The 26,014-nt window shown below is 42.7% G+C and carries 23 protein-coding genes; 17 read left to right on the forward strand and 6 right to left on the reverse strand.

All coding sequences use genetic code 11. The features are described 5' to 3' along the window. Nucleotides 1–171 precede the first annotated feature (171 nt). A complete protein-coding gene (locus tag FCL54_RS13685) occupies nt 172–1,380 on the forward strand; it encodes an NAD(P)/FAD-dependent oxidoreductase (protein ID WP_138127209.1) in 1,209 nt (402 codons plus the stop codon). Nucleotides 1,381–1,403: 23 nt separating this feature from the next. Here the strand turns inward: FCL54_RS13685 and FCL54_RS13690 are convergent, their stop codons facing one another. Further along, nucleotides 1,404–2,642, reverse strand: coding sequence for an erythromycin esterase family protein (locus FCL54_RS13690; RefSeq protein ID WP_138127457.1), 1,239 nt, complete (start codon nt 2,640–2,642; stop codon nt 1,404–1,406). 109 nt (nt 2,643–2,751) lie between these two features. Between FCL54_RS13690 and FCL54_RS13695 the strand changes: the two genes are divergently transcribed. The 5 genes from FCL54_RS13695 to FCL54_RS13715 all read left to right on the forward strand — a co-directional run bounded on the left by FCL54_RS13695 (nt 2,752) and on the right by FCL54_RS13715 (nt 6,951). Continuing rightward, nucleotides 2,752–3,129 (forward strand): hypothetical protein, encoded by a 378-nt coding sequence (locus tag FCL54_RS13695; protein ID WP_138127210.1) that lies wholly within the window; start codon nt 2,752–2,754, stop codon nt 3,127–3,129. Between the two features lie 82 nt (nt 3,130–3,211). Beyond that, nucleotides 3,212–3,655, forward strand: coding sequence for a MarR family winged helix-turn-helix transcriptional regulator (locus tag FCL54_RS13700; protein WP_138127211.1), 444 nt, complete (start codon nt 3,212–3,214; stop codon nt 3,653–3,655). A gap of 165 nt (nt 3,656–3,820) precedes the next feature. Beyond that, complete coding sequence (locus FCL54_RS13705) at nt 3,821–4,219, forward strand: DoxX family protein (protein WP_138127212.1); 399 nt, start codon at nt 3,821–3,823, stop codon at nt 4,217–4,219. Nucleotides 4,220–4,377: 158 nt separating this feature from the next. After that, complete coding sequence (locus FCL54_RS13710) at nt 4,378–5,964, forward strand: long-chain-fatty-acid--CoA ligase (protein ID WP_138127213.1); 1,587 nt, start codon at nt 4,378–4,380, stop codon at nt 5,962–5,964. A gap of 105 nt (nt 5,965–6,069) precedes the next feature. After that, nucleotides 6,070–6,951, forward strand: a complete 882-nt coding sequence (locus FCL54_RS13715) for an NAD(P)-dependent oxidoreductase (protein ID WP_138127215.1) — start codon at nt 6,070–6,072, stop codon at nt 6,949–6,951. A gap of 111 nt (nt 6,952–7,062) precedes the next feature. Here FCL54_RS13715 and FCL54_RS13720 read toward each other — a convergent pair whose 3' ends face one another. Then, nucleotides 7,063–7,365: a hypothetical protein gene (locus tag FCL54_RS13720; RefSeq protein ID WP_138127217.1), complete on the reverse strand. Its 303-nt coding sequence runs from the start codon at nt 7,363–7,365 to the stop codon at nt 7,063–7,065. Between the two features lie 600 nt (nt 7,366–7,965). Between FCL54_RS13720 and FCL54_RS13725 the strand changes: the two genes are divergently transcribed. Next, nucleotides 7,966–9,252, forward strand: coding sequence for an MFS transporter (locus FCL54_RS13725; RefSeq protein ID WP_138127219.1), 1,287 nt, complete (start codon nt 7,966–7,968; stop codon nt 9,250–9,252). Between the two features lie 39 nt (nt 9,253–9,291). Here the strand turns inward: FCL54_RS13725 and FCL54_RS13730 are convergent, their stop codons facing one another. Continuing rightward, nucleotides 9,292–10,356 (reverse strand): DctP family TRAP transporter solute-binding subunit, encoded by a 1,065-nt coding sequence (locus FCL54_RS13730; RefSeq protein WP_138127221.1) that lies wholly within the window; start codon nt 10,354–10,356, stop codon nt 9,292–9,294. A gap of 92 nt (nt 10,357–10,448) precedes the next feature. Between FCL54_RS13730 and FCL54_RS13735 the strand changes: the two genes are divergently transcribed. From FCL54_RS13735 to FCL54_RS13775, 9 genes are all read left to right on the forward strand, one after another. Then, nucleotides 10,449–12,044, forward strand: coding sequence for an ATP-binding protein (locus FCL54_RS13735; RefSeq protein ID WP_138127223.1), 1,596 nt, complete (start codon nt 10,449–10,451; stop codon nt 12,042–12,044). A 16-nt stretch (nt 12,045–12,060) separates the two neighbouring features. Beyond that, nucleotides 12,061–12,753, forward strand: a complete 693-nt coding sequence (locus FCL54_RS13740) for a response regulator (RefSeq protein WP_138127225.1) — start codon at nt 12,061–12,063, stop codon at nt 12,751–12,753. A 260-nt stretch (nt 12,754–13,013) separates the two neighbouring features. Beyond that, nucleotides 13,014–14,072, forward strand: a complete 1,059-nt coding sequence (locus FCL54_RS13745; protein WP_138127227.1) for a TRAP transporter substrate-binding protein — start codon at nt 13,014–13,016, stop codon at nt 14,070–14,072. Between the two features lie 316 nt (nt 14,073–14,388). Continuing rightward, entirely contained in the window at nt 14,389–14,895 is a 507-nt protein-coding gene (locus FCL54_RS13750; RefSeq protein ID WP_138127229.1) for a TRAP transporter small permease, read from the forward strand. After that, a complete protein-coding gene (locus tag FCL54_RS13755; protein ID WP_246055267.1) occupies nt 14,895–16,316 on the forward strand; it encodes a TRAP transporter large permease in 1,422 nt (473 codons plus the stop codon). The genes FCL54_RS13750 and FCL54_RS13755 overlap by 1 nt, the downstream gene beginning before the upstream one ends. 27 nt (nt 16,317–16,343) lie before the next feature. Beyond that, a complete protein-coding gene (locus tag FCL54_RS13760) occupies nt 16,344–17,795 on the forward strand; it encodes an NAD-dependent malic enzyme (RefSeq protein WP_138127231.1) in 1,452 nt (483 codons plus the stop codon). Between the two features lie 135 nt (nt 17,796–17,930). After that, complete coding sequence (locus FCL54_RS13765) at nt 17,931–19,139, forward strand: MFS transporter (protein ID WP_138127233.1); 1,209 nt, start codon at nt 17,931–17,933, stop codon at nt 19,137–19,139. A 10-nt stretch (nt 19,140–19,149) separates the two neighbouring features. Continuing rightward, nucleotides 19,150–20,208: a tartrate dehydrogenase gene (locus FCL54_RS13770; RefSeq protein WP_138127235.1), complete on the forward strand. Its 1,059-nt coding sequence runs from the start codon at nt 19,150–19,152 to the stop codon at nt 20,206–20,208. 25 nt (nt 20,209–20,233) lie between these two features. Continuing rightward, nucleotides 20,234–21,154, forward strand: coding sequence for an AEC family transporter (locus FCL54_RS13775; protein ID WP_138127237.1), 921 nt, complete (start codon nt 20,234–20,236; stop codon nt 21,152–21,154). A gap of 123 nt (nt 21,155–21,277) precedes the next feature. On the opposite strand, the gene FCL54_RS13780 is transcribed toward FCL54_RS13775, so the two are convergent. Continuing rightward, nucleotides 21,278–22,198 carry a zinc dependent phospholipase C family protein gene (locus FCL54_RS13780; protein ID WP_138127239.1) on the reverse strand — a complete coding sequence of 307 codons (921 nt, stop codon included), beginning with the start codon at nt 22,196–22,198 and terminating at the stop codon, nt 21,278–21,280. A gap of 257 nt (nt 22,199–22,455) precedes the next feature. Here FCL54_RS13780 and FCL54_RS13785 point away from each other — a divergent pair, with 257 nt between their 5' ends. Then, nucleotides 22,456–23,010 carry a GNAT family N-acetyltransferase gene (locus tag FCL54_RS13785; protein ID WP_210238527.1) on the forward strand — a complete coding sequence of 185 codons (555 nt, stop codon included), beginning with the start codon at nt 22,456–22,458 and terminating at the stop codon, nt 23,008–23,010. A gap of 598 nt (nt 23,011–23,608) precedes the next feature. Here the strand turns inward: FCL54_RS13785 and FCL54_RS13790 are convergent. Then, a complete protein-coding gene (locus FCL54_RS13790) occupies nt 23,609–24,535 on the reverse strand; it encodes a DMT family transporter (RefSeq protein WP_138127240.1) in 927 nt (308 codons plus the stop codon). A 12-nt stretch (nt 24,536–24,547) separates the two neighbouring features. Then, nucleotides 24,548–26,008 (reverse strand): amidase, encoded by a 1,461-nt coding sequence (locus FCL54_RS13795; protein ID WP_138127242.1) that lies wholly within the window; start codon nt 26,006–26,008, stop codon nt 24,548–24,550. Nucleotides 26,009–26,014: the final 6 nt, after the last annotated feature.

The raw sequence follows: 26,014 nt of genomic DNA on the forward strand, positions 1-26,014 counted from the left end.
TGGGGAACTAACGAAAAGAAAGCCGGATGCGGGAAAGCCGCACGTCCGGTTTGATGAGGGGTCCGAGGGCGAAAGCCCTCGTCCTACTCTACTTGATGAATAATACGGACATAGAGTTCAAATAATGAAAAAGATCATGTGATTCGAAAGCTTCATAAGGAGGCCGCAGCAATGGATTTAATTTCGGGTAAGTTTTATTGGCCCACGACGTTTCAAGATGCTCCAACATACCCGGTGTTAGAAGAGGATATCGATTGTGATGTTCTGATTATTGGCGGCGGAAGTTCTGGTGCCCAATGCGCATACTATTTAAGTGAAACCGATCTGGATATCGTAGTGGTTGATAAAAGAAGAATTGGAGCGGGAAGTACCAGTGCCAACACTGCACTTATGCAGTATTCCGGCGAGAAAATGTTCTATGAGCTTGTTAATGCTTTTGGTGAGGAAATAACGGCCAGGCATTATAAATTATGCAAAGAAGCGATGAAAGAGATCGAGAAGCTTTCCGGCAAGATAGATATTGAATTTAAACTAAGAGACACACTCTATTATGCAAGCTATGAAGAAGATGTAAAAAAGCTTGAGAAGGATTACAGTTATTTAAAAAAGTACGGCTTTGAGCTTGATTGGCTGAATCAAGAACAGATTGGATCCATTTATCCCTTTGAAAAGCGTGCTGCAATTTATTCATATAACGACGGGGAGTTTAACCCCTATAAGTTGACTTTCGGATTACTGGAAGAAGCGAAGAAGAATGGTGTACGGGTCTTTGAGCATACAGAAATTAATGGTAAAAAGCTGGAAAGCGACAATGCAACCTTTTATACAAAAGGGAACCATGCTATCAAAGCCCGCCAAGTGATAGTAGCATGCGGATACGAAACATTAGAATTTAAACTTGAAAAAAATGCGTTGTATACGAGTTCATATAACGTAGTTACAAAGCCAGTAAAAGACTTTAACGGTTGGCATAACCGAACACTGATCTGGGAAACGGCTCGCCCGTATGTATACATGCGGACAACTGCTGATGATCGAATAATCATCGGAGGACTTGATGATAATACAACCTACCCCGAAGATAGGGACTCTAAAATATTGAATAAAAAGGATAAACTGATAGAAGAATTCAATGAACTGTTCCCTGATATACAGGTTGAACCTGACTTTTATTTAGCTGGTTTCTACGGCTCGACGCATGATGGTCTGCCTATTATAGGGATATATGATGTATTCCCAAATTGCTATTTCCTCTATGCATATGGAGACAACGGTACGGTATACAGCCAGATGCTTTCTAAAATACTCAGGGATGTAGTTGCAAAAGGATCAAACCCTGATCTGGAAATCTATCTTCAAAACCGTCCGCTTGTTAAATAATAAAGGAGAGAAATGATCTCTCCTTAAATTTGTTTAAGCGGGTTCAACGCATTTGTCTGGTCATGGTAAATGAAAGCATCATAGCGGCTCGCCATCACAGAAGGAACATAATTCCCATACCGTTCATAGTCAGGGTTATACACAACCCCTATTGCCCGATGTCCGACGGTTTCCTTATATGAAGTGCTATTTTGGCCTAACAGCAGCATTTTATCTTCTTCTCCGGCCAGGTGCATAAGGTCTTCCCAGCTGCCGCTCATCGCTGGAGGAACCATCATTTTCTCCATTGGAGCTCCCCATTCGGACCCTGCGATCACAGTTCCGCGATGAGTCCCAAAACCGATCGCAAAGACATTTTCCTGCCCTTCATTTTCGCGGATAAGCTGGCCGACATTGACCATTCCTTCTTCTTTCATGTCCGTAGCCCTCGCATCACCGATATGGGTATTATGTTCCCAAACGATAGCTTTTGCGTCTTTTCCGTGAAAGTCCATCAGCCTGTTGAGCGCTTCAACCATGTGCATATCACGGATATTCCAGGAATCCGGACCGCCTTGAACCATAGACCGGTAATACTCTTCGCCGTTTTTGGCTACAAGTGCATTGATTTCAAGGTTAAGCGATGATTCTTCATCGTGTTTATACTGGCTTTTATGATTCTGAATTTCCATCAGTAATGCAATTACTTCGTCCACGCAATCCTCGGATAAAAACGAAGCTGATACGCCATAGTCCTGCTCAGTTCGCTCATATGGCTGGAAGCAGGAAAAAGCCCTTTTTGCAATCTTTACATCCTCAGAGCCTATCTTTTCTAAGTAGTTTATAATCTCTTCCATGCTTTCGTACAAACTGTAAATATCGATACCGTAAAAACCTATCTTTTTGTCCTGCTTGGAGTTGCTGTTAAAGTCCTTTAGCCATTCGACAAGTTCTTCGATCTCTACGTTAGCCCACATCCAGGTTGGCCATCTTCTAAAGTCTTTCATTGCGTCATCTACACTTGTTGATGCACCCTCATAAGATTTGATATAGCGGTTGAGTTCGTAACAGGAGGGCCAGTCCCCTTCTACTCCAACAAAGTTAAACCCTTTATCTTTCACAAGGCGTTTTGTTAGTTCGGCACGTGTTTTGTAAAATTCCGAAGTACCATGGGAAGCCTCGCCAAGAAGGACGTATTTTGCATCACCAATTTCATTTATTAAGTAATCAAGGTCATCATAGTTAGTCAAACGGACAGCATCTTGTTTAATTTGTTCCACCATTTTCTTATTGTCCAAACAAGATCCCTCGCTTTCATAAATTTCTTATAGTATCTTTAACCTTAAGAATAGCTTTTAAACGATGAAAATAAGCTGAGGTGGCGTTTTTTATATGAAAGAAAATGTACGTTTCATTCAAGCCTTTGTCGGCGGGTTCATGGGTCCTTCTTATGAAGTTTCAATTGATTTAAAGGATAAGACAGTAACATACAAATCTTTTGAGAACGGCTATGAAGAAAAGGGTAAAATGGTAAAACACCTGGAAAAAGCGGAAGAGGATTTTTTATTGAACAAATTATCTTCTTGCAACATATTAGAATGGAAAAAGAGATATGAGCCTGACTACCCTGTGATGGATGGAACTAACTGGAGTGTGAAAGTGGAAACGGAGAAGGATAGTTTAGAAAAATCAGGTTCGAATGCCTATCCAGAAGAGTGGTGCTTGTTTTGTAGAACAATGGAGGAGATAACAGGAAAAGAATTTCGATAATCTAAGGGCTTGACATACTACCTGAGGATTTTATATAATTATCTCGAATTCAAGATATTTATTTTCGAAAGGTTATGATTGAATGGACCATTTAACAGAGAAAGATCTATCGTTAAAATTGTTTATCGTTCTTGCCAGGGCAAGCCGGACGATTACCGATCATGCGAAAAAAGATATCCAGAAGCACGGGCTCAATCATACTGAATTTGCTGTTCTTGAGCTTCTTTACCATAAGGGGGACCAGCCGCTGCAACAGATCGGCGAAAAAATCCTGCTGGCAAGTGGAAGTATTACGTATGTCGTTGATAAGCTCGAACAAAAAGGGTACTTGCAAAGAAAGCCATGTCCGAATGATCGCCGCATCACGTATGCCGTGATTAGTGAAAAGGGCAGAGGGCTAATGGATGAGATTTTTCCAAAACATGAAGAGTGGATACACAGCCTTCTTTCCGGACTTTCGAATGAAGAAAAACAAACAGCAATTAAGTTGTTGAAAAAGCTGGGGCTACATGCAGAAAAGCTGTAAGAGGCGGCTTTTCTTGCCTAATATCTTGAATTCAAACTATTTTGCTTCAACGTATTATTGCTTCAAAAGGCATAACTAGGAGAAAAGCTTTTATTTTTTAAAAATATATCTCGAAATAGAGATAATTGGTTTCGAGATAAAATCACAGAAAGGGATGAAAGAAAAATGATGAGTATTGGTTTGTTGTTGATTCGAGTAGTAATTGGTCTAACGTTTGCAGCCCATGGCACGCAAAAGCTTTTTGGCTGGTTTGGCGGACACGGAATTAAAGGGACAGGTGGATTCTTTGAATCGATTGGTTTGAAGCCCGGGGTTACGCTGGCAGTTATGGCCGGTATTGGAGAGGTTGCCGGTGGCGTATTATTTGCACTTGGCTTCCTTACGCCACTAGCAGCATTGCTGATCATTGTTCCTATGCTTGTTGCTATTTTAAAAGTACACGGTCCCAACGGTTACTGGATAACACAGAATGGCTATGAGTATAATTTGATGCTGATCGTTATCGCACTGGGTATAGCACTCATTGGTCCTGGAAGTTACGCTGTTGATGCTTTACTTTTCTAACATAAAGATTGTCTTAAGAACCTTCTTGATAGGGAGGTTCTTTTTGTTCGCTCAATTGTTATATAACAATAGATAGTTTTTATAGTACAGAGAAAAAGCTTGTGATATAATGACGTTAGAATTTTCAGAATAAATAAATGAAGGAGCGGGTTGAAATTATGAATGTCCCTTTATTGTTAACCGAATTTCTAGATCGGGCAGTTCGTTTATACGGAGATAAACCAGCCATTATCAATGAGGACGACACGTATACTTACAAGGAATTGAATAAGAGGGTCAATCGGCTATCACACGGCTTGCGGGCCCTTGGCATCCAGAAAGGTGACAGGGTTGCTTATCTTGCTCCAAATACATTGGAGATGCTGGAAGGTTTCTATGGGATTTATCAGCTAGGGGCGGTGATGGTTCCTTTAAACATTCGGCTAACACCAGAAGATTATTTGTATATTTTAAACCACAGTGAGAGCAAGGCTTTGTTTGTCGATACAGAGCTTTTTCATTTGATCGAACCGATTAAAGAAAAGCTGACAACCGTTACTGACATCATCGTCCACTATGCTGAAGAATCTACTGATCAATACCGTTCCTATGACAACTGGTCAGGTTCTTTTCCTGAAGACGCTTTTGACAGAGAAGAGCTTTCTGAAGACGATGTATGCAGCCTTTTATATACTAGTGGGACGACAGGAAAGCCGAAGGGCGTTATGCTTACCCATCGGAATAACTATTTGCACGCCTTAAGCACGATGCATCATCTTCGTGTGTCCGATCGTGATACATTGCTCCATGTTTTGCCGATGTTCCATGTGAATGGTTGGGGCTCTCCGTTTTATTATACTGCTAACGGTGCCACACAAGTGATGCTTAGAAAGGCAGACCCGGCCATTATACTGGATAAAGTAGAAAAGCATCGGGTTTCCATTATGCACATGGCACCGACTGTTTTAAACGCCGTTCTAGATAAGTATAATTCGAAAAAGCCAGAAATCGAACAGGATGTAAGGGTAGTGATAGCCGGATCTGCTCCACCGCTAGCTTTCGTTTCAAGGGTAGAAGAAGACCTTGGCTGGGAATTTATCCAGGTATATGGAATGACAGAATCATCGCCTTTATCACTTGCTTCCTATATTCGATCCCATCACCTCGATGAGCCAAAGGAAGAACACTATCGAACTAAAGCTAAAGCCGGGGTCGAGATGATCGGAAATGAAGTGAGAGTCGTGAACGATGAAGGAGAAGAGGTAGCCTGGGATGGGACGGAAATAGGCGAGGTTGTTACAAGAAGCAACGGAGTGATGAAAGGCTACTGGAAAAATGAAGAGGCAACACAGGCTGCAATACGCAATGGCTGGCTTCATACCGGAGACATGGGAGTTGTCGACCATAAAGGGAATATAGAAATTGTTGACCGGAAAAAGGACATCATTATAAGCGGCGGAGAAAACATTTCTTCAATAGAAGTTGAGGGGATATTTTATGAACATCCGGAGGTTATAGAAGCCGCAGTTGTGGCGATTCCTCACGAAAAGTGGGGAGAAACGCCGCATGCGATTATTGTACCGCGCAACGGAGCAGAACTAACGGAAACGGAAATGATTCAGTTTGCCAGAGAACGGCTGGCACACTATAAATGTCCGACATCGGTTTCCTTTCTGGAGGAGCTGCCGAAAACAGCGTCAGGAAAGATTCAAAAAGTCCATTTGCGTAATCAGTTCTGGGAAAACAGAGAGAAAAAAGTTAATTAAAAGCTATAAACCTGTCATAATTAAAATGGCAGGTTTTTTCATGGACAGTGACAGGAATAGAAAAAGAAACGTCGAAACGAATCTTAAACAGAAAGGATGATGAACGTGACGGTGACGAAGGAAAATACGACAATCGGCTTCATTGGGACAGGAGTAATGGGCAAGAGTATGGCGAAAAACCTTTTAAAGGAAGGGTATTCGTTAAACATTTATACGAGGACAAAAGCGAAGGCTGTAGAGTTGATAGAACTTGGTGCCGAGTGGAAGGACAGCGTCGCAGAGCTAGCTGCAGAATCGAACGTGATCATTACAATCGTCGGCTATCCAAAAGATGTAGAAGAAGTTTATTTTGGAAACACTGGCATTCTGGAAAATGCAAAACCTGATACATATGTCATCGACATGACTACGTCCAGGCCAGCTTTAGCTGAGGAAATCTATAGCTATGCATTATCGAAAAAGATCTATGCCCTTGATGCACCGGTTTCTGGAGGAGATATAGGAGCACGGGACGGAAAGTTAGCGATCATGGTAGGCGGGGAACAGGAAGCTTATGATGTCGTTTTCCCGATCTTAGATGTGATGGGCGGAAACATTGTCTTGCAGGGGCAGGCAGGCGCCGGGCAGCATACAAAAATGTGCAACCAGATTACGATCGCATCCAATATGATCGGTGTTTGTGAAGCAATCGCCTATGCCCAAAAAGCGGGCCTTGAACCAGAAAGAGTATTACAAAGCATCACGACAGGTGCAGCTGGAAGCTGGTCCCTCAGCAATCTTGCGCCACGGATGATTTCTGGAAACTACGAACCTGGCTTTTACGTGAAGCACTTTATAAAAGATATGAAGATTGCCCTTGAATCAGCAAAAGAAATGGGTGTCATGACCCCGGGGTTAGAGTTGTCATTATCACTGTATAATGAACTCTCGGAAAAAGGAGAAGAAAACAGCGGAACACAGGCGTTAATTAAATTGTTTGAAGATTAATAATGGAGAAGGGCTCGTTGCCCTTCTCTTATTTTAAACATTCTTTTTCTGTAACCGTGTCTTTTTAAAGGGTAAAACAATATAAACCACGAATATAGTAAGTATTGAAGCTTACTTTCGATTTCGTTTTTCCATTTCTTCTGAAACAACAAAAGCAAGGTCATCGTTGCCAAACATCTGCAGTACGCCAAGTACGGTTTGAGCCGGGATCTCTTCCGATTCTTCCTTTGGAACCGTCAGCTCGAGGACTTTTTCAAGAGAGAGGTTCTTTCCCTGATTCGGATACGCACGCTCATACAGTTCCTTTGGATTCAGACCATTGTTCACACACCACTGGGCAAAAACAAGAATCATCATATTTTCATCCTGCTGATAGTTTTCGATAACTTGCTTCTCTATATCTTTTCGATCCATAACGAACGCTCCTTTTAATGCCATAATCTAAAAGCTATAAGTCTCTTTATTTTAAAGGAACAAGACCCTTAATGGCTAGTACTGTTAATCTATTGTAAAAAAACAATAAAAAAATGCCTTTGGGTTCATCACCAAATAAATGGTTTAAATCTTAGGCTGCTTTCAAAAACTATGTTGCTCTTTCGAAGAAGAGTGGCTGATTTACGCTTCAGGATACTCGCTTTCAGCGGAGCGGGCGGTGAACCACCTCGGTGCAAAACATCAGAGGGTTGATCATTATTAGAGGACACCAGTTCCGTTATTTGTGACAAAAGGGTTATTTTTTGAAATTATAGGACACTGGTTCCGTTATTTACTGGGAAAACGCCTATTCTGTTCCGATTTTAAGCAAATAGCGGAATGTATGTCCTCATTTATTTTTAAAGTTGTGTTTTTATACAAATAGAGGACTCAATGTCCTATAAATCCAATCCAACTTTAAGCTGCCTACTGATGCCTTCGGTCGAGGTCTCGCACCTTCCGTTTCCATCAGTGTGAAGAGTGGCCTTTTTATCTGTAAAGGCTAGTATTCTAAAATAAAGTGTTTCTAGGGGGAACGCTATGAAAAAGAAAGAGATTTATTCATGGACGATGTATGACTGGGCCAACTCGGCTTTTGCTACGACTATAATGGCTGCTGTGCTTCCTGTTTACTTTTACGATGTAGCAGCAAAAGGAATCGACAAAACGTTGGCGACCTCTTATTGGGGGTATTCCCAGTCGATCGCCGTTCTGATTGTGGCGGTGATGGCGCCCGTGCTGGGGGCAATCGCGGATTACTCTAATTCTAAGAAAAAGTTTCTTCGTTTCTTTGCATACATGGGGATCCTTGCAAGCGTCCTTCTCGCATTTGTAGGGGAAGGGGATTACCTGTTGGCTTCTTTCTTAATGATAATAGGAACGATAGGTTTTTCCGGGGGAAACGCATTTTATGATGCATTCTTGCCAGAAGTAGCTTCAAAAAACGAGATCGACAGCGTTTCTGCCCGGGGATATGCATTCGGTTATATAGGGGGCGGGCTCCTTCTAGCAATAAACCTGGCGATGATTATGAAGCCGGCTCTGTTTTTCCTTCCGAACACCCTGGTGGCAACACAGGTTTCCTTCGCAAGTGTGGGAATCTGGTGGTTCGTCTTTTCGATCCCTCTGTTTAAAAATGTTCATGAACGGAAACATGCGAACAAAAAGCTGGAAGGTTCCTACATCAAAATCGGTTTTAAACGTGTTGGCAATACATTCAGGGAAATCAACCAGTATAAACAGCTCCTGTTATTTTTAGTTGCTTTCTGGCTTTTTAACGATGGTATCTCAACCATTATTAAAATGGCAACCATATACGGAAGAGACATTGGGATAGGCTCTAATGACTTGATCGCAGCGTTATTAATCACCCAGTTCGTAGGAATTCCGTTTGCATTCTTCTTTGGCTGGCTGGCAAAAAAGATAACTGCAAAACGGGCGCTGTTCCTTGCACTCTGGATTTATGTACTAATCGTTATTCTCGGATACTTTATGACCAGTGCCCTGCATTTTTATATTCTGGCAATGGCGGTAGGCTTCGTCCAGGGTGGGGCTCAGGCTTTAAGCCGTTCTATCTTTGGAAGCATGGTACCTGATAACCGGCATGCCGAATTTTACGGGTTTTACGGGATCTCGGCGAAATTTTCAGCAATCTTTGGGCCATTCTTGTTTGGCCTGGTAGGTCAGCTGACAGGGTCTAGCCGTTTGGGAATCTTTTCGCTCGTCATTTTCTTCCTCGTTGGAATCTTCCTATTAAGCAAGGTAGATATCGAAAAAGGAAAAGAGGAAGCGGAGAGCATGGAACCAGGAAAAGAGATCTCAATATAATAAAAGGAAAAAGAGGCAGTTCATGCTGCCTCTTTTGTGTTACTCCGAATTTAACCGGTACTTGTTTCTTACGCTTTCCAGCTTGTTCATCAGGTCCTTCCCGATCAACGGTTCAAATTTCCGATAGACGCTTTCAAATTCATTCATCCATCTTTCTTTTTCCCCGGGGGTTAAATGATAGACTTTTATATCTGACGTTTCCTCGATTTTATCCAGGGCTGATTTGTTCATAATTACCGCATAATGTTGATTCCATTTCGTTGCTTCTTCCATAGCCTCTGTTATATCTTCCTGGATATCCTCCGGGATGTCTTCCCAAAAATTCTTATCCATTAAAAGAACATAACCTAAAAAGCCGTGATTGCTTATCGTCATATATTTTTGCACTTCAAAAAACTTTTTTGAGTAAATATTTGAGAGCGTATTTTCCTGTCCGTTAAGCCGTCCGTATTCTAAATTTCTATACGTTAGGTTAAAAGGTACCCGGCTTGTGCTGGCATCTAAAGCCTGAAATTGCGATTCGATGACTTCACTTGGCATGATACGAAAAGTTTGGCCTTTAAAATCGTCTGGTTCGATAAGAGGGTTTCGATTGCTTGATACTTGTTTAAACCCATTGCTCCAGAAGGAAAGGCCGACTAAATTCTTCTGCTTCATTTTAGACAACAGTGTTGTGCCTATTTCCCCGTTCAATGCTTCGTTTACGGCTTCATAGGTAGGAAACGCATAGGGCAAGTCGATTATCTGCAACTCAGGTACAACGGAGGAGAGTTTGGAGGTCGCCGGTGCAATCATCTGGATATCCCCTTCTTTAAGGGCTTCCAATTCCTCTTCATCAGAATAAAGCATTCCGTTTGGAAAAACCTCTACTTTTACTCGATTATTCGTTTTTTCCTGTACAAGGTCGGCAAATTTTTGGGCGGCCAGGCCTTTAGGTGTATTTTCTGCAACAACATGACTAAACTTAATAACAATTTGCTCGTTCAGTCCTTCTTGATCATCATCGTAAGCGATTTCATTTTCTTTTGCTTGAAGGTTGTATACGGAAGCAGACAAAATGCCTGCAATGATAATAACTAAGATTGTCCACATAGCATTTTTCATGATGGCACCTCTTAAAGGAGTTTGAAAACATTGTAACACACGTTTTATTCCGTGCTAAAATACATTTACATGGATGAAAGGATTTTTTTAATATGAAGGGTAATGCACTTCCAATACAATTAAAAATTACAATACTAGCGTTCAGTGTTGTTTTGTTCTCGTTACTGATCGGCGTATTTATTTCCGTTAGTAATATTGAAAGCACGAAGGAAGAAGAACTGCGCAAGAGAACGATGATAACAGCAAGAACGGTTGCTCAGGTTCCTGAAGTAAAGCGGCATATCAAGGAACCACAGGGCTGGAAAGCGATCAATCCCATTGTAGAAAGAATCCGGATTATCAACAATGCGGATTATATCGTTGTTTTGAATAAGGAACGGATCAGGTATTCCCATCCTGTAAGCTCCATGCTCGGTACTGTGTCCAAAGGAAAAGATGAAGCGGCGGCATTTGCGGAGCACACCTATACCTCGCTTGCGAAGGGGGAGGCGGGAGTGGCAGTAAGAGCGTTCGTACCGATTTTAAATGAAAGGCATGAGCAAATCGGAGTCGTTATTGCCGGAAACCTGATGCCGACTTTCTGGGAGATGCTGGCCGGAATGAAAAGGCAAGTGGGGCTTATCATGCTGCTGACGCTTGCTTTTGGGATCATCGGATCTGCCTTATTAGCAAGACATATTAAAGAGCAAATGTTCCACCTGGAGCCCCACGAGATTGTACGCCTCCTTGTTGAGCGTACCGCAGCGTTCAATGCGATGCACGAAGGAGTCATAGCGATCGATAATAGGGAGCTCATCACAGTCTTTAACGAAAAAGCGAAAAATATGCTTGGGGTGAAAGGTGATGTTGTAGGAAAACCTATCCGTGAAGTGGTCACGGATACACGGCTACCGGAAGTGCTCCAGCGAAACAATGGCATCTTTAATCAAGAGATACAGGTCCAGCAGCGAAACATCATGAGCAATCGCGTTCCGATCCTCGTAGAAGGCCAGGTTGCCGGGGCGGTTGCTATTTTCCAGGATCGAACCGAAGTGACAAAAATGGCGGAAGAGTTAACCGGTGTTAAAGCTTTTGTGGAAGCTTTAAGGGTACAAAATCACGAACATTTGAACAAGCTCCATACAATAGCAGGCCTGATTCAGCTTGGAAAACAGGAAAAAGCATTACATTATGTTTTCCAGGTGTTTGAAGAACAAGAGGAGCTGACACGTACATTAAGCAAAAACATTGGCCATGACAGCCTGATCGGCCTTCTTTTAAGCAAAGTGAGCCGCGGAAAAGAACTTGGAATCAAAGTCGATATCGATCGAAACAGCAGGCTAGAAGAATTTCCCGAGGGCATCGACCAGCATGATTTTGTCCTGATTTTAGGGAACTTGATCGAAAACGCGTTTGCTGCATTAAACGATATAGAAGACCGTAAAAAACGTGTTTTTGTCGGGATCGAACAAAATGAACAAACGTGCACGATCGTGGTAGAAGATAACGGAAAGGGCATCAGCGAAGAGGAAAAGGAAAAAATCTTTGTAAAAGGCTATACGACGAAACAAGAAGTAGGCCATGGAATAGGGCTTTACATGGTTAAGAATATTGTTGAAAAAGTAAATGGAGAGCTTGAAGTTGATTCATTCATTGATGAGGGGACAAGCTTTGTTATCACGCTTCCAATGCATGAGTTTGACAAATGAGGGAGGGGGTTGAACAATGGCTAAGGCCAAAATCACGGTTTTATTGATAGAAGATGATCCGATGGTCCAGGAGGTTAACAGGCAGTTTGTTGAACGGGTAAATGGTTTCAAGGTTATAGATAAAGCGGACAACGGCAAGGAAGGCATGAAAAAGATCAAAGAATTGAAGCCTGATCTAGTTTTATTGGATGTATTTATGCCTACAAAGGATGGGCTGGAGGTTCTATACCAGATAAGAAAAGGCCAGCTCAGCACGGACGTTATTGCCATCACAGCTGCTTCGGACAGTGAGACGATCAAAACGATGCTGCAAAATGGAGCCGTTGATTACATCGTAAAGCCCTTTAAATTTGAGCGAATAAAAAAAGCTCTGGAGAACTATCGGGACTTTAGAGGAAATCTATCAAACAAAGAAACACTGTCTCAAGAGCAGATTGATCAAATGCTAATGAAGACAACCGGGAATCAGCGAGTGGAGGAAAAGATCGATCTTCCAAAGGGGCTTAACAACTCGACTTTAAAGCAAATCAAAGAATACATTTCCAGGCAATCGATCGCTCAATCTGCTGAAGATGTGGCAGAAGGTATTGGGATTGCCAGGGTTACAGCACGCAGGTACCTGGAATATTTAAAAGAAACCGGCCAAATAGAGTTATCTGTCCAGTATGGCACCGTTGGCAGGCCGGTAAACCGTTACATGAGAAAATAGGCCGTTTTGGTCATTGAGTTAATTTTAATTTAAAAATTCATTATAAAGCCATTTTGAAAGAGAAAACGGTCTTACTTTCAAGATGAGCAAGAATAGCTAAATCTCCCTGATGACAGGGGGGATTTTTTTATTTTACTACCAAAGACCAAAAAGACCAAAATGTCCATTATGTTCATAATATTTAAAACCTGTATTGAAAACGCTACCATTTAGTTAGATACTTAATATTTATTTTTTTCGGAAAACTTAGGAGGGGTAAAATGTTTAAAAGATGGTTAATGCTAACAGTCGCAGCTGTCATGTTAATAGGAGCGCTAGCAGGTTGTGGCGCTCGTTCAGAGAATGCCAGTGGAAATAGTTCGGATTCTGAAAAGGGAAGCGAAGGATCCGACGATAAAATTGTTGTTAAGTTCTCTCACGTTGTTGCAGAGAACACGCCGAAAGGACAAGCAGCAGCGATGTTTGAAGAACTTGCAGAAAAATATACGGACGGAAAAGTTGATGTTCAGGTCTTCCCTAACTCCCAGCTTTACAATGACGACGATGTATTGGCTGCAGTACAGCAAAACAACGTACAAATGGCGGCACCAGCTACTTCAAAGGTTTCAAAGCTATTCCCGGAATGGCAGGTTTTTGATCTCCCATTCGCATTCCCTGATACGAAATCAGTGCAACAGGCAATGGAAAGCGAAGAAATCGGCGGCAAGTTGTTTAAGATGCTGAAAGATGAGCAGCTACTCGGCCTTTCGATGTGGGATAACGGATTTAAGCAGATGACACTTGATGACCATGCATTGATAAAGCCGGAAGATTTTGCGGGACAAAAGTTTCGTGTAATGTCCAGTAAAGTATTGGAAGCCCAATTCGAAGCAGTAAATGCAAACCCAACTCCAATGCCTTTTAGTGAAGTATACAGTGCACTTGAACAGGGCGTAATCGACGGCCAGGAAAACACACTTTCAAATATTTATTCTAAAAAGTTCCATGAAGTCCAAAACTACATGACGCTAAGTAATCACGGTTATCTAGGTTATGCAGTTATAACTAATGACAAGTTCTGGAACGGGCTTCCGGACGATGTACGTAAAAACATGGAAAAAGCACTTGAAGAAACAACAAAATGGGTTCGTGAAAACGGTGAACGCCTGAATAACGAAAACTTAGAGAAGATTAAAGAAGACGGCACGCTAAAAGAAATCCATGAACTTACAGATGAAGAAAAGCAAGCATGGATCGATGCGATGGACCCGGTATACGACCAGTTTGAAGATGAAATCGGTAAAGATCTAATCGACGCTGTTAAAGAACTTCGAAAGTAACAAGAGAGAATGGCTTTTTTCTAAAAGAGGGTTTGTTAAAGGAAATCGCTTCTAGAAAAGTTGATTGGAGCGGAAGGTGCGAGACTCCAGCGGGAGCAGAGGGACAGGTGAGACCCCGGAAGCGCCAACGCGCTGAGGAGGCTCACCTCCCGCCTGCGGAAAGCGAGCAACCTGAAGCGGAGATCAACCACTCCTCTTTATAAACAGCAACCACGTATTATGAAAAAAGTCGAAAGAATGAAAGGGGGCTTCCTCATTAGCCCTCTTTTTTAATAACAAAAAATAAATCGAGTCTTCTCAAGAGGATGTGAAAAAAATGAAGATGATCAATACATTCTTAGATCGAGTGGAAGAGATCATTGTTGCCGTTTCTTTAACGATTGCTGTTGCCCTAACGTTTACGGAGGTCATACTAAGAAAATTCTTCGGTTCCAGCCTTGGTTTTACACAAGAAGCAGTCATTTATCTTTTAATTATCGCAGGACTAATCGGGGCGTCGATCGGGGTTAGAAAAAAAGTACATCTTGGCGTTGACCTTGTAATCCAACAATATTCTCCCAAAGTGCAAAAAGCAATTGTTATTGCAACCACCACAATCAGTGTTTTATTTTGTTTAACATTCACTTTCCTTGGAATAGAGCAAGTGCAAGTAATCGCGACATTCGGCCAGGTAACGCCTGAAATGGAGATTCCACTCTATATTCCTATCATGGTTGTTCCGATTTCATTTGGACTAATGTCGTTTAGGTTTATCCAGCAGTTAGTGAACAATATCAAAACACCTGCTGAAGAGATTTTACAACAGGAAGAAGGTGCGCATTAATGGATATGGCCGTAAATAAACAGACACCTGAGATGAATGAAGGAAATCCACAAAAAAAATCTCCTCTTAAAAAGCTGCTTTCAAGCCTCGTGCTCGTTGCTGCACTTGGCGGTGTCATTTATTCTGTACAAACAAGTAACATGGGGCTGGCGCTGTTTTCCTTGTTATTCCTGTTAATGCTGGTTGGCCTGCCGATTGCCATTTCTCTAGGGTTAGCCTCCTTTTTATCAATCTATTATTTTACAACAGATCCTCTCGCGGATATGGCCGGGAAGATATTTTCAGGATTGAACTCCTTCCCGCTGATGGCGATTCCATTTTTCGTTCTTGCCGGAAATATTTTTACAACAGGCGGGGTAGCCAAGCGGTTGATTAATTTAACGAACGCCTGGGTCGGGCATATTCCCGGAGGGCTTTCTATCGCAGGGATCGTCTCCTGTGGCTTATTTGCAGCGATTTCAGGTTCTTCCCCGGCTACGGTAGTTGCGATCGGAAGCATCATGATACCAGCGATGGTGAAGCACGGGTATGAAAAAGACTATGCGGTTGGTTCTATCTCCACAGCGGGTTCCCTTGGAATTCTGATACCGCCGAGTATACCGATGATCGTATACGCTGTGACAGTTGAGCAATCTGTTGGAAAACTTTTCATCGCAGGAATTATACCAGGGATTTTACTGGCTATTTTACTTGCGTTTGTAAGTTTTACGATCGCAAAGAAGAATGACTTTGCTAAAGCTGAAAAAGCAACATTCACGGAAAGACTGAATGCATTAAAGGCTGCTGTATGGAGCTTATCGCTGCCGATCGTTGTTATCGGCGGAATATACTCCGGTATTTTTACCCCGACTGAATCAGCTGCTGTTGCTGTGGTTCTCGGGCTAATTGTAGGTTTATGGATTCATAAAGACTTACTTTTAAAGGATCTGCCGGGAATTTTAGTAGAATCAGCTAAAACAACGGCAATGTTGTTCTTTATCATTACAATGGCGATGACATTCGCGCATATTCTGACCCTTGAACGTATTCCGCATGAGATCGCTTCCATTATTACAGGCTGGAATGTAGGGCCGATCGCATTCCTTTTAATTGTGAATGTGCTGTTATTCCTTGCAGGGCAGTTTATGGAACCGACCGCTATTATTACGATCCTTGCACCTATTCTCTTTCCAGTCGCGATGGCTTTAGGGATTGACCCGATCCATTTTGGAATCATTATGGTGGTAAACATGGAGGTTGGAATGATTACTCCACCGGTCGGCCTGAACCTGTATGTTGCGAGTGGCATAACAAGGATGCCTCTGATCGATGTTACAAAAGCGGCCTTCCCATGGTTGATCGCCATGATCATCGGGCTGATACTTGTAACATATATACCGGAAATAAGCCTCTGGCTGCCTAACTTATTATATGGAAACTAGTGATGGATAAAGAAAGGACGAACCGCAATGTCTGTACCAAAGAGTGTTAATCACAGCATTATATTACGTTTAGAAATCGATAAAGAAATAGCTTCATTTGGACAAATCGCCACCGTTATCGGCGGGCTTAATGGAGATATAGTCGCGATCGACGTCATCAATGTTGGAAGAGAGAGAACGATACGTGATATAACGGTTACAGTCTCAGGCCAGGAACATAGTGATTTGATCGTCCAGGAAGTAAAGAAAATGTCCGGGGTAAAAGTGATTCACGTGTCAGACCGAACGTTCCTCGTGCATCTAGGCGGAAAAATAGAAACAAAGCTAAAGCTGCCGATTAAAAACAGGGATGACCTATCAAGGGTATATACTCCTGGAGTGGCCCGGATCAGCTCTGCGATCCATGAAGATGAATCACTTGCATATTCTCTCACGATCAAAAGGAATACGGTTGCTGTCGTATCGGATGGGTCTGCAGTGTTGGGGCTTGGCAACATCGGGCCAAAAGCAGCGATGCCAGTGATGGAAGGAAAGGCGATGCTGTTCAAGCAGCTTTCAAACGTCGATGCTTTTCCGATATGCCTTGAGACGCAGGACACTGATGAAATAGTGCAAACGATTAAAGCGATGGCGCCCACTTTTGGTGGGATCAACTTAGAAGACATTTCATCTCCCCGCTGCTTTGAAATTGAGCAGCGTTTAACCGAGGAGCTGGACATCCCTGTTTTTCATGATGACCAGCATGGAACAGCAGTTGTTATTTTAGCGGGACTGTTAAACGCGCTGAAATATGTCGGTAAAAACTTACGGGACTGTAAGATAGTAGTATGCGGAATAGGTGCGGCAGGAATTGCGTGCACCAAAATGCTGTTAAATGCAGGAGCGAAAAATGTCATCGGAGTAGACAGGGATGGTGCCCTGGTCCGGAGCGTTAAATATGAAAGTTCAGCATGGGAGTGGTATGCTGATAATACGAATCCTGACCAGGAAGCGGGACCGTTATCAGATGTGATCAAAGAGGCAGATGTCTTCATCGGAGTTTCTGGTCCCGGTGTTCTAAAACAGGAAGATGTTAAAAATATGGCAGAGGGATCGATCGTGTTTGCGATGGCAAACCCGACACCTGAAATTACTCCGGAAGAAGCAGAACCTTATGTGAGTGTTATGGCGACAGGGCGTTCAGATTACCCTAACCAGATTAATAACGTTCTTTGTTTTCCGGGTATATTCAGGGGTGCTCTGGATTGCCGGGCTTCCAGGATTACAGAAGAGATGAAGCTTGCAGCAGCAAAAGCGATCGCCTCTTCGGTCACTGATGATGAATTGAACCCTGATTATATTATTCCGGGAGTATTCAATGAAAAGGTGGTCGAAAGGGTGCGTAAGGCAGTGATAGAAGCAGCTTACGAGTCTGGCGTTGCCCGTAAAGATCAACAACATACAAGAAAAATAAACACCGAAAGCCTTGAAATGGTTTAATAGGTGATTACTATGGCTGACTTAAATTGGTCTGATATTTTCTGTACAGCGAAACTTTAGGTTGCTGGCAGGTGAATATTGGCGCCTGCCTTTAAGTCAGCCCGATTTTTTCGAGAGGACAGGGGAGAAGTCAACGTGATAGAAGCACGCACAAAAACATTTTGGAAAACAACCATTGCACTTAGCATCGGTTCTCTGCTTATATTTGCCAACGTCTATTTTACTCAGCCAATCCTGCCTGTACTCACAAAGGAATTCCATATATCTCCGTTAATGTCGAGTATGTCAGTTTCATTGGTTATTCTTGCACTCGGGATATCGTTATTCTTTTATGGCCCTTTATCTGACAGTGTCGGGCGGAGGGGAATCATGATCGTGACGATGGCCCTTGCAACCGTTGCAACATTTTTAGCTGCCTTCGCTCCAAACTATGAAACGTTGATTGTTATCCGGATCATTCAGGGAATATGTCTTGCGGGATTGCCGTCCCTTGCAGTCGCTTATATCGGGGAAGAATATGCTCCGACAGCACTTGCGGTGGCAATCGGCATTTATATTAGCGGAAACACGATCGGCGGTATGTTTGGCCGTATGCTGAGCGGCATTTTGACAGATTTATATAACTGGCGTTTAGCCTTTATCGTTATGGGCTGTATCAGTCTTGTTCTTTTTGTTCTTTTTATTTTACTGCTGCGGCCATCCGAGCACTTCACACCAAAAACTTTCAACTGGAAGAAGGCGCTGAATGATTATAAAGGGCATCTTTTAAATCCAGAGCTAAGATTAGCGTATCTTGTAGGGGGTTTACACTTCTTCATTTTTGTTGGCCATTTTAATTATGTTACTTATCTATTAAGCAATGAACCGTATAATTTGCCGACAAGCTTGATCGGTGTATTATTCCTGACCTACATAGCAGGCACGATTAGCTCTCCTATCGCAGGAAAGCTATCTAACCGGCTTGCCCAATCAACCTGTATCAAAATCGGTATCTCCGTCATGGTAGCAGGTTTCTTAGTGACATTGATTCCAAGTGTGTTTGCTATTATTGCCGGTCTGCTATTAAACTGTTTCGGATTCTTCTTTTCCCATTCGATCGCAAGTTCTTGGGTGAGCGGCAGGGCAGAGTACTCAAAGGCAAGTGCATCAGGATTGTATTTGATCTCTTACTATATCGGCGGCAGCCTTGGCCCGTTTTATCTTGATCCGTTCTGGAATCTATGGTCATGGGATGGCGTAGTGATCGGCTGCTTGCTGGTGCTTGGTGCCACCACTTATTTAGCATTTGAAATGAAAAAGCTTGAGCATACATCTGAAAGCACATTATTAAATAAGTCTTACTAGGAGGATAACGATGAAAAAGATGAATATAGGAGTCATTCCAGGAGATGGTGTCGGAAAAGAAGTGATGCCGGAAGCGGTAAAGGTCTTAGATGCCATTGCAGAAGTTCATGGCGGTCTTTCCTTTGAGTATAAGTCGTATCCTTACAGCTGTGAATACTATCTGGAACATGGGAAAATGATGGCAGACGACGGGCTTGAACAATTAAAGAACCACGATGCTGTCTTTCTGGGAGCGGTTGGAAATCCCCAATTAGTTCCTGACCACATTTCGCTCTGGGGTTTATTGATCGCGATAAGAAGAGAGTTTGAACAGGTGATCAATGTCCGCCCCGCCAAGCAATTAAGAGGTATTCAATCACCGCTCGCCAATCCGAAGGGCTTTGATTTTGTAGTGGTACGGGAAAACAGTGAAGGGGAGTATAGTGAAGTCGGCGGAAGGATCCATCGGGGAGCTGATGAAGTAGCGATCCAAAACGCTGTTTTTACCAGAAAAGGAACAGAACGTGCGATGCGTTTTGCGTTTGATCTTGCAAAAGAACGAAACAGCCATGTGACAAGTGCAACAAAGTCAAACGGCATCGTCCATTCGATGCCATTCTGGGATGAAGTATTTCGTTCTGTTGGAGAGGATTATCAGGATGTAGATACCGTTTCGAATCACATCGACGCTCTTGCTGCCTTTTTAATTACCAGGCCCGAAGCGTTTGATGTTATTGTAGCGAGCAACCTTTTTGGTGACATTCTAACAGATGTAGGAGCGGCGATCATGGGTAGTATCGGAGTCGCGCCTGCTGCGAACATAAATCTGAACGGAAAATTCCCTTCGATGTTTGAGCCCGTACACGGTTCAGCTCCCGATATCGTCGGAAAAGGGATCGCCAATCCTGTCGGCCAGATTTGGACTGGAAAAATGATGCTTGATCATCTGGGAGAACAGGAACTGGGCCAGAAACTTCTAGATGTGATAGAAGAGGTGCTGGAAGCAGGGTATAAAACACCTGACATCGGTGGAAACGCTACTACAAAAGAGGTAACAGAAGAAATTGCCCAAAGATTGAAAGCTCTTTAAGAAGTGGAATTCTGGAGCTAGCTAAATGGAATTTTTCTATATTTTTATAAACATTATTGTTCCGGTATTTATTTTGATCGGAATCGGAGCATGGCTCCACAGGGTATTTATGCTTGACCTCTATACACTTGCGAAAGTGAACGTTTATTTTCTTATTCCTGGATTCGTGTTTACCTATTTGTATAAAACGGAATTTTCTCTGCAGTTATTTTCACAGGTTCTACTATTCTTCCTGATATTGATCGTGGTTTTGTACTTTGTCGTGCAACTGATCAGCAAGATGTTCCATTTTAACAAAGGAGTAAGAGTAGTTTTCACGAACAGTGTCCTTTTATTTAACGCTGGTAACTATGGGGTTCCGGTGAACGATCTTGTCTTCAAGCATGACCCGTTCGCATTATCGATCCAGGTAATCGTGATGACATTGCAGAACATACTAGCTTATTCTTTTGGGATCTTTTCTTTTAAAGCGGTAGAAGAAGGGCGTTTGAATGCTTTGATGGGGCTTTTTAAAATGCCTGTTATATACGCCATGGCGATCGGGATATTGCTTAATCTATTAAATGTGGATTTGCCAGGATTTATAACGACTTCAGGTGAGTATATCGCAAATGCAATGATAGGGATCGCATTGGTAACATTGGGTGCTCAGGTCGCCCAGTTGAAGTTTAAGCGCGGTATTTCCTCATTGTACATCAGCCTGTTTGTTAGGCTGTTACTCGGTCCGATTCTGGCATTGAGCATTATCTATTTGTTTGGTTTTAAGGGAGTGTTAGCTCAAGCCCTATTCATTGCTTCTGGAATGCCAAGCGCTGTTAACAGTACGATCATCGCACAGGAATACAAAACCGAAGTTGACCTTGCCGCGCAGATCGTATTGCTGTCCACCATTCTAAGCATGGTTTCCGTAACGGCTGTTATATACTTTTCAAAGGTTTTGTTCTGATAATAAAAACGAGGATGAATCATAAGTGTCTGACTCCCTCCGAAAATCTAGATAAACTTTGCCACGGGTTTATCTAGATAACGTATTGGAGGGTTCTGACACTTTTTTTGAGTAAATCCTCTACTACAAGATCGGTTCAAAATGCTTGTTTTCTAACCCTGCAGTGCAATCCTTCCCGGTATCATAGGAAAGGTTGCCGATTTTTTCTTTAAGTGTTTCTCGTGTTTCCGTATCGTTGGTTTTCCAATATTGCAAAACCAGCTCAAGGATTTCAATGCCCTCATCCTCAGCATTTTCCATTAGTTCATAGAAGGATGCGTTATTTTCTTCTTTTTCTACCGCTGGATGAAGCCAGGTGTTCTTTTCCTCGTTTAGATAATCCTTCTCTTCAAAGTTCTTTTGATAAGAAAACGGTGAGATCAGGTTTCCTAGTATCCGGTTTTTCCAGCCGGAAGGGTCGTATAACACCTTCAACGCTTTGACCATGTGTTGATAGGAAACTTGCACGTAATTGGCAGGCATACGGGAATGGGCACCGGGAAATAACCGATCTACTAAACTTGTAAGCATCTGTTCAATCTGATGATCCAGTTTCTTCCCAACAAAAATCTGCTCATAGACAGGCGTTTTCCATGTCTCAATATTTCGCAGCTTTTTCATTAATAACGTATCGATAATAATCTCTAGCTTTTGATGCCTGTTTCCTTCGTTTCCTGAACGGTAAATAATATATGGATGGGTGTTACGGTCCAGAATATGGTGTGTTATGAATCCGAGGGTGTATGCAGTCAGTTTTGTATCATGCTGGTGTTCTTTTCCATACTCAATCATTTCCATCAAAAACTGTCCGCAACGCGTGTAATGGATCTTTTCTCCGATCTCTTGTACAGGTGTCGATTTCCACGGCCAGAAGTTATGGTAAAAGAAAGGGTCAGGACCCTGGGTGCCGAGTCGAAAGTAAGCTTCAAGCCCAGCGGCAGGATCATATCCAGCTTTCTTTGCAATTTTTTCTCCAAACAAAATGTGTGTCCAGACGTTTGGCAAGACTACCACTCCCAAATTCCACTATTTTCTTCTATTATACAGCAAGGACTTGAGATTCTTGCCAGAAAAATTGGATTGCTTTTAGCAGATTGGAAGATTATAGTTAATTAAACGAATCTAAAGGGGTTGTGAATATTGCGTACGATTATTGCAGTAGACGTTTTTGCACGTGTAACAAAAAACAACACGGAAGCGTCAAAATAGGGGATCGCCCTTGCTGCGCCCCTGCGTCCGTGAAACAAACAGGGGGAAGTAAATTGATCAATACAAGAAAAATTTTAACAGGTTCAAAAATTAAATTACGCGCTATTACAAAAGAGGACTATGAGCCGTTTGCAAGAATCGAGAATGTGATGGAAAGCCGACTGTTGATGAATGACGGCATACCGTTTCCACCAACGATGGAAGAGCATGAATCGTTTCTAAACGGTATCAGCAGTGATAAAGATGATTACATGTTTGCGATTGAGACGCTTGAAAGCCAGGAATTTATCGGCACTATTGCCGTCTACAAAGTTAACTGGAAGAACGGAACCTGCTATGTAGGGATCTCTATCGGTCCTGAACATCAGGGAAAAGGCTACGGAACGGATAGCATGAACACATTGCTGGACTTTATTTTTCAGTACATGAACGTAAATAAAGTGAAACTAGAGGTGTTCGCTTTCAACAAGCAGGCAATTCGTTCGTATGAAAAGTGTGGTTTTTCAGTTGAAGGTACGTTGAGGGAAGAGATTTTCCGTTATGGTAAATTCCATGATGTACTTGTGATGGGACTTTTGCGCAGGGATTATATAGAAAACATAAACTAGATGGAAGCTGGCTTCTCCTTACCGGGGGAGCCGGTTTTTTTCATATTTTCCTTCTCCTACTACCCGGGATGTGGTGTATAAAGCGATGGAGAAGTTAGAGCAGCTAAGCGGAGTTAGTGTGATTGACTGAGAGCCTTTCCTGGCACTGAGTTGTTCTGATGAATAGGAAAAAGAGATACATTATAGCGCAAATGGCAGATGATTAACACGGCTTTGAATTTATAGGACATTGAATCCGCTATTTGCCTTTAAAACAGCAATTAGTGAGTTTTGAGGACATACGTTCCGCTATTTCATCAAAACCGGATCAAAATGGGCGTTTTCACAGTAAATAGCGGCACCAGTGTCCTATAATTATTTAAAACATTACTTTTGGGCACAAATAACGGAACTGATGTCCTCTAATAATAGAGACATCAGGAATATTAAAAGGGACGAACTTCAAAAAGGATTTGTAATCCTTTTGGGGCAGCCCCTCACAAATTTTAATCCCTATTTTTCAAGAAAGTATTTCTCAATATCATTAAGCATCAGGTTTGCGGCTTTAATACCGCCAGCAGTGTTCCAGATTGCATCGCTAACTTTATGGGCGATTAATCTAATGCTGTTGAACCGTCTTACCCTGGTTAACACGTGCTTTCTTTGACTGATGCCTGTGAAAGCGCAGAAAGATAAAAATTCCTGAAAGAATAACAAAACCGCCGGCCATCTGCGAAGCATGGATCTTTTCGCCGAGTATGAAATAAGCCAGGATCGAGGCTCCGATCGGCTCTCCAAGAATGGACATCGAAATTACGGAAACACTGATCCATTTGACTACCCAGTTAAAAATAGAGTGTCCGAGAAGCGTTGGGAACAGGGCTAAAAGAACAAAAATAGTCCAATCTTTTGCAGGGTATCCGACAAGAGGAACCTGGATAATCAGATCGTAGATAACGAGTGTTGCGACTGCCATTCCGTATACGAGGAACGTATATGGAATAAGATCAAGCCGCTTTCGGACATTTTGCCCAAACAACAGGTAGCCGGTAACCATTGCACAGGCCAACAGGGCAAGAACATCTCCAATCAGAGCCATTCCGCTAACTTGGAAATCTCCCCAGCTGATCACAAAGCTTCCGATTATCGCAAGTATTCCACCGGTTATTGCGCCAAACGACAATTTTTCCTTAAAAAACAAGTATGTCCCGATAAAAGCAAATAGAGGCTGTAAAGTTACAAGCACAACAGAGCTGGCAACGGAAGTATAGTTAAGCGATTCAAACCAGAGAATAAAGTGAAAAGCAAGAAAGACTCCGGCAAGCGTACAATACCAGAAGTCTTTTTTCCTGATTCGTTTTAACTGGCTTCGATAGTTTACTAACAGCCAGGGTGACATAAACAGGACGGCGAACAGCAGGCGGTATGTCGCGATAATCGATGCGGGTGCTGACGAGACTTTTACAAAGATAGCTGAAGTCGAAACAGAAAGCACTGCTATGAATATAGCGGCATAGGGATTGATGATCGGTTTATCTTGTTGCATATTCTCATTCCTTTAAACAGGTTCTAGATTGATATTTTTAAGTTCTGCAGTATCTCGGTCATAGGTGGTGCATCGTTTGTAGCCCCGAAACTGCCTTTCGAATCGTTCCCCCAATTGAAATAACGCTTCTTCATTTCCTGTGCTGCTGATCAGTTGAATCGAAAGCGGCATGCCCTCAGCATCTTCAGCTACTGGGATCACAAGAGAAGGGAGCCCCCATACATTTGCATATGCGATATAGGGCATATAAACCTTAAACGTTTTTCGAATGGAAAACAGCTGCTTATACAGTTCTCCGTGAAGAGGTGCACTGCTATGGTATACGGGCAGGACAAGAATCCGCTGGGAAAAATATTCTTCCAGGGCAATGTCACCGCGATGGAGAATCTCCCGAATCTCGCCAACTCGTTTTTTATTGGGCTTAAACAGTCTGGTTCCGATTAAAGCCCATGTTAAATAATAATGTATCTCCGAGTTTTTAAACATCTTTTCTTTCATATATTCCTTTAATGGACTGCCATTTCCTTTGTCAGAAAGCAGCCCGGTGATACCTTTACCGCCGTCTAAAGACATGATCTCCTGCCAGATCAAGGAAGATTCTTCAAAAAAAGGAGGCGTTTGCCGTTCGACCGCATGACTTCCTGAAAAGTCTTCAGCAAAGCGCTCGACGATTCTTTCTGTGTCCTCTCCTAAAGGAAATTCAGGGTGTTTCCTTGGAATCGTAAGGGTGAATGAAGAAAGGTCAACCTTATTCGGTGTAAAGTCTGATATGATGCTGTTGACGAGCCTGGCATCACGGACGGTTTTCCCCATAGCCCCGATTCCAAGCATACGTTCTTGCTCATCGATTTTAATAAAAGGGAAGTTCCCCTGCTGGGACACCTGATTATTTCCAGATTTAAAGCCGACAACGCCGTTGAAATGAGAAGGGAAGCGTATAGAGCCGCCGATATCGGCACCCAGTCCCACTGCAGCACCGCCAACCGCCATCAGTGCTCCTTCGCCGCCGCTCGATCCTCCTGATGTTTTGTTTAGGTCCCATGGATTATTGGTTCTTCCATAATGTTTGTTATCAGTTTCCTGGCAGAAGCAAAGCGCCGGCGTATTTGTTTTTCCGAGAATGATTGCGCCTTCTTCTTTTAATCTGGCAATCACATAAGCATCTTCCTGCTCAATTTTTCCTGCCCTGTAAGGAAGGCCGCCGGTCGTTTTCATTCCTTTTACATGGAAACATTCCTTCACACTGATCGGCACTCCGTGTAGCTTGCCGGAAGCCCTGCCTTCTTCCACCTTCCTATCAGCCTCTAACGCTTCCTTCCTGGCTTCTTCAAACCGATTTTCCACCAGGCAGTTGATCTTAGGGTTGATCTGTTGTAAATGCCTGATATACGTATCGGTTGCTTCTGCAGAAGAGATCTGGCCATCGGCTATCTTTTGGGCGAGCGTGACTGCATCGAGGTCTAATATAGACATTTTTCA

This window comes from Exobacillus caeni, from assembly GCF_005747095.1.
In the GTDB taxonomy this organism is placed as follows: domain Bacteria; phylum Bacillota; class Bacilli; order Bacillales; family Guptibacillaceae; genus Exobacillus; species Exobacillus caeni.

What these genes read in the sequence shown, in the direction of transcription:
- FCL54_RS13695 (WP_138127210.1), top strand. Translation starts at nt 2,752, where the DNA reads ATGAAAGAAAATGTACGTTTCATTCAAGCCTTTGTCGGCGGGTTCATG.
- FCL54_RS13735 (WP_138127223.1), top strand. Translation starts at nt 10,449, where the DNA reads ATGAAGGGTAATGCACTTCCAATACAATTAAAAATTACAATACTAGCG.
- FCL54_RS13740 (WP_138127225.1), top strand. Translation starts at nt 12,061, where the DNA reads ATGGCTAAGGCCAAAATCACGGTTTTATTGATAGAAGATGATCCGATG.
- FCL54_RS13750 (WP_138127229.1), top strand. Translation starts at nt 14,389, where the DNA reads ATGAAGATGATCAATACATTCTTAGATCGAGTGGAAGAGATCATTGTT.
- FCL54_RS13690 (WP_138127457.1), bottom strand. Translation starts at nt 2,642, where the DNA reads ATGGTGGAACAAATTAAACAAGATGCTGTCCGTTTGACTAACTATGAT.
- FCL54_RS13705 (WP_138127212.1), top strand. Translation starts at nt 3,821, where the DNA reads ATGATGAGTATTGGTTTGTTGTTGATTCGAGTAGTAATTGGTCTAACG.
- FCL54_RS13720 (WP_138127217.1), bottom strand. Translation starts at nt 7,365, where the DNA reads ATGGATCGAAAAGATATAGAGAAGCAAGTTATCGAAAACTATCAGCAG.
- FCL54_RS13700 (WP_138127211.1), top strand. Translation starts at nt 3,212, where the DNA reads ATGGACCATTTAACAGAGAAAGATCTATCGTTAAAATTGTTTATCGTT.
- FCL54_RS13745 (WP_138127227.1), top strand. Translation starts at nt 13,014, where the DNA reads ATGTTTAAAAGATGGTTAATGCTAACAGTCGCAGCTGTCATGTTAATA.
- FCL54_RS13710 (WP_138127213.1), top strand. Translation starts at nt 4,378, where the DNA reads ATGAATGTCCCTTTATTGTTAACCGAATTTCTAGATCGGGCAGTTCGT.
- FCL54_RS13685 (WP_138127209.1), top strand. Translation starts at nt 172, where the DNA reads ATGGATTTAATTTCGGGTAAGTTTTATTGGCCCACGACGTTTCAAGAT.
- FCL54_RS13725 (WP_138127219.1), top strand. Translation starts at nt 7,966, where the DNA reads ATGAAAAAGAAAGAGATTTATTCATGGACGATGTATGACTGGGCCAAC.
- FCL54_RS13790 (WP_138127240.1), bottom strand. Translation starts at nt 24,535, where the DNA reads ATGCAACAAGATAAACCGATCATCAATCCCTATGCCGCTATATTCATA.
- FCL54_RS13795 (WP_138127242.1), bottom strand. Translation starts at nt 26,008, where the DNA reads ATGTCTATATTAGACCTCGATGCAGTCACGCTCGCCCAAAAGATAGCC.
- FCL54_RS13770 (WP_138127235.1), top strand. Translation starts at nt 19,150, where the DNA reads ATGAAAAAGATGAATATAGGAGTCATTCCAGGAGATGGTGTCGGAAAA.
- FCL54_RS13760 (WP_138127231.1), top strand. Translation starts at nt 16,344, where the DNA reads ATGTCTGTACCAAAGAGTGTTAATCACAGCATTATATTACGTTTAGAA.
- FCL54_RS13775 (WP_138127237.1), top strand. Translation starts at nt 20,234, where the DNA reads ATGGAATTTTTCTATATTTTTATAAACATTATTGTTCCGGTATTTATT.
- FCL54_RS13755 (WP_246055267.1), top strand. Translation starts at nt 14,895, where the DNA reads ATGGATATGGCCGTAAATAAACAGACACCTGAGATGAATGAAGGAAAT.
- FCL54_RS13730 (WP_138127221.1), bottom strand. Translation starts at nt 10,356, where the DNA reads ATGAAAAATGCTATGTGGACAATCTTAGTTATTATCATTGCAGGCATT.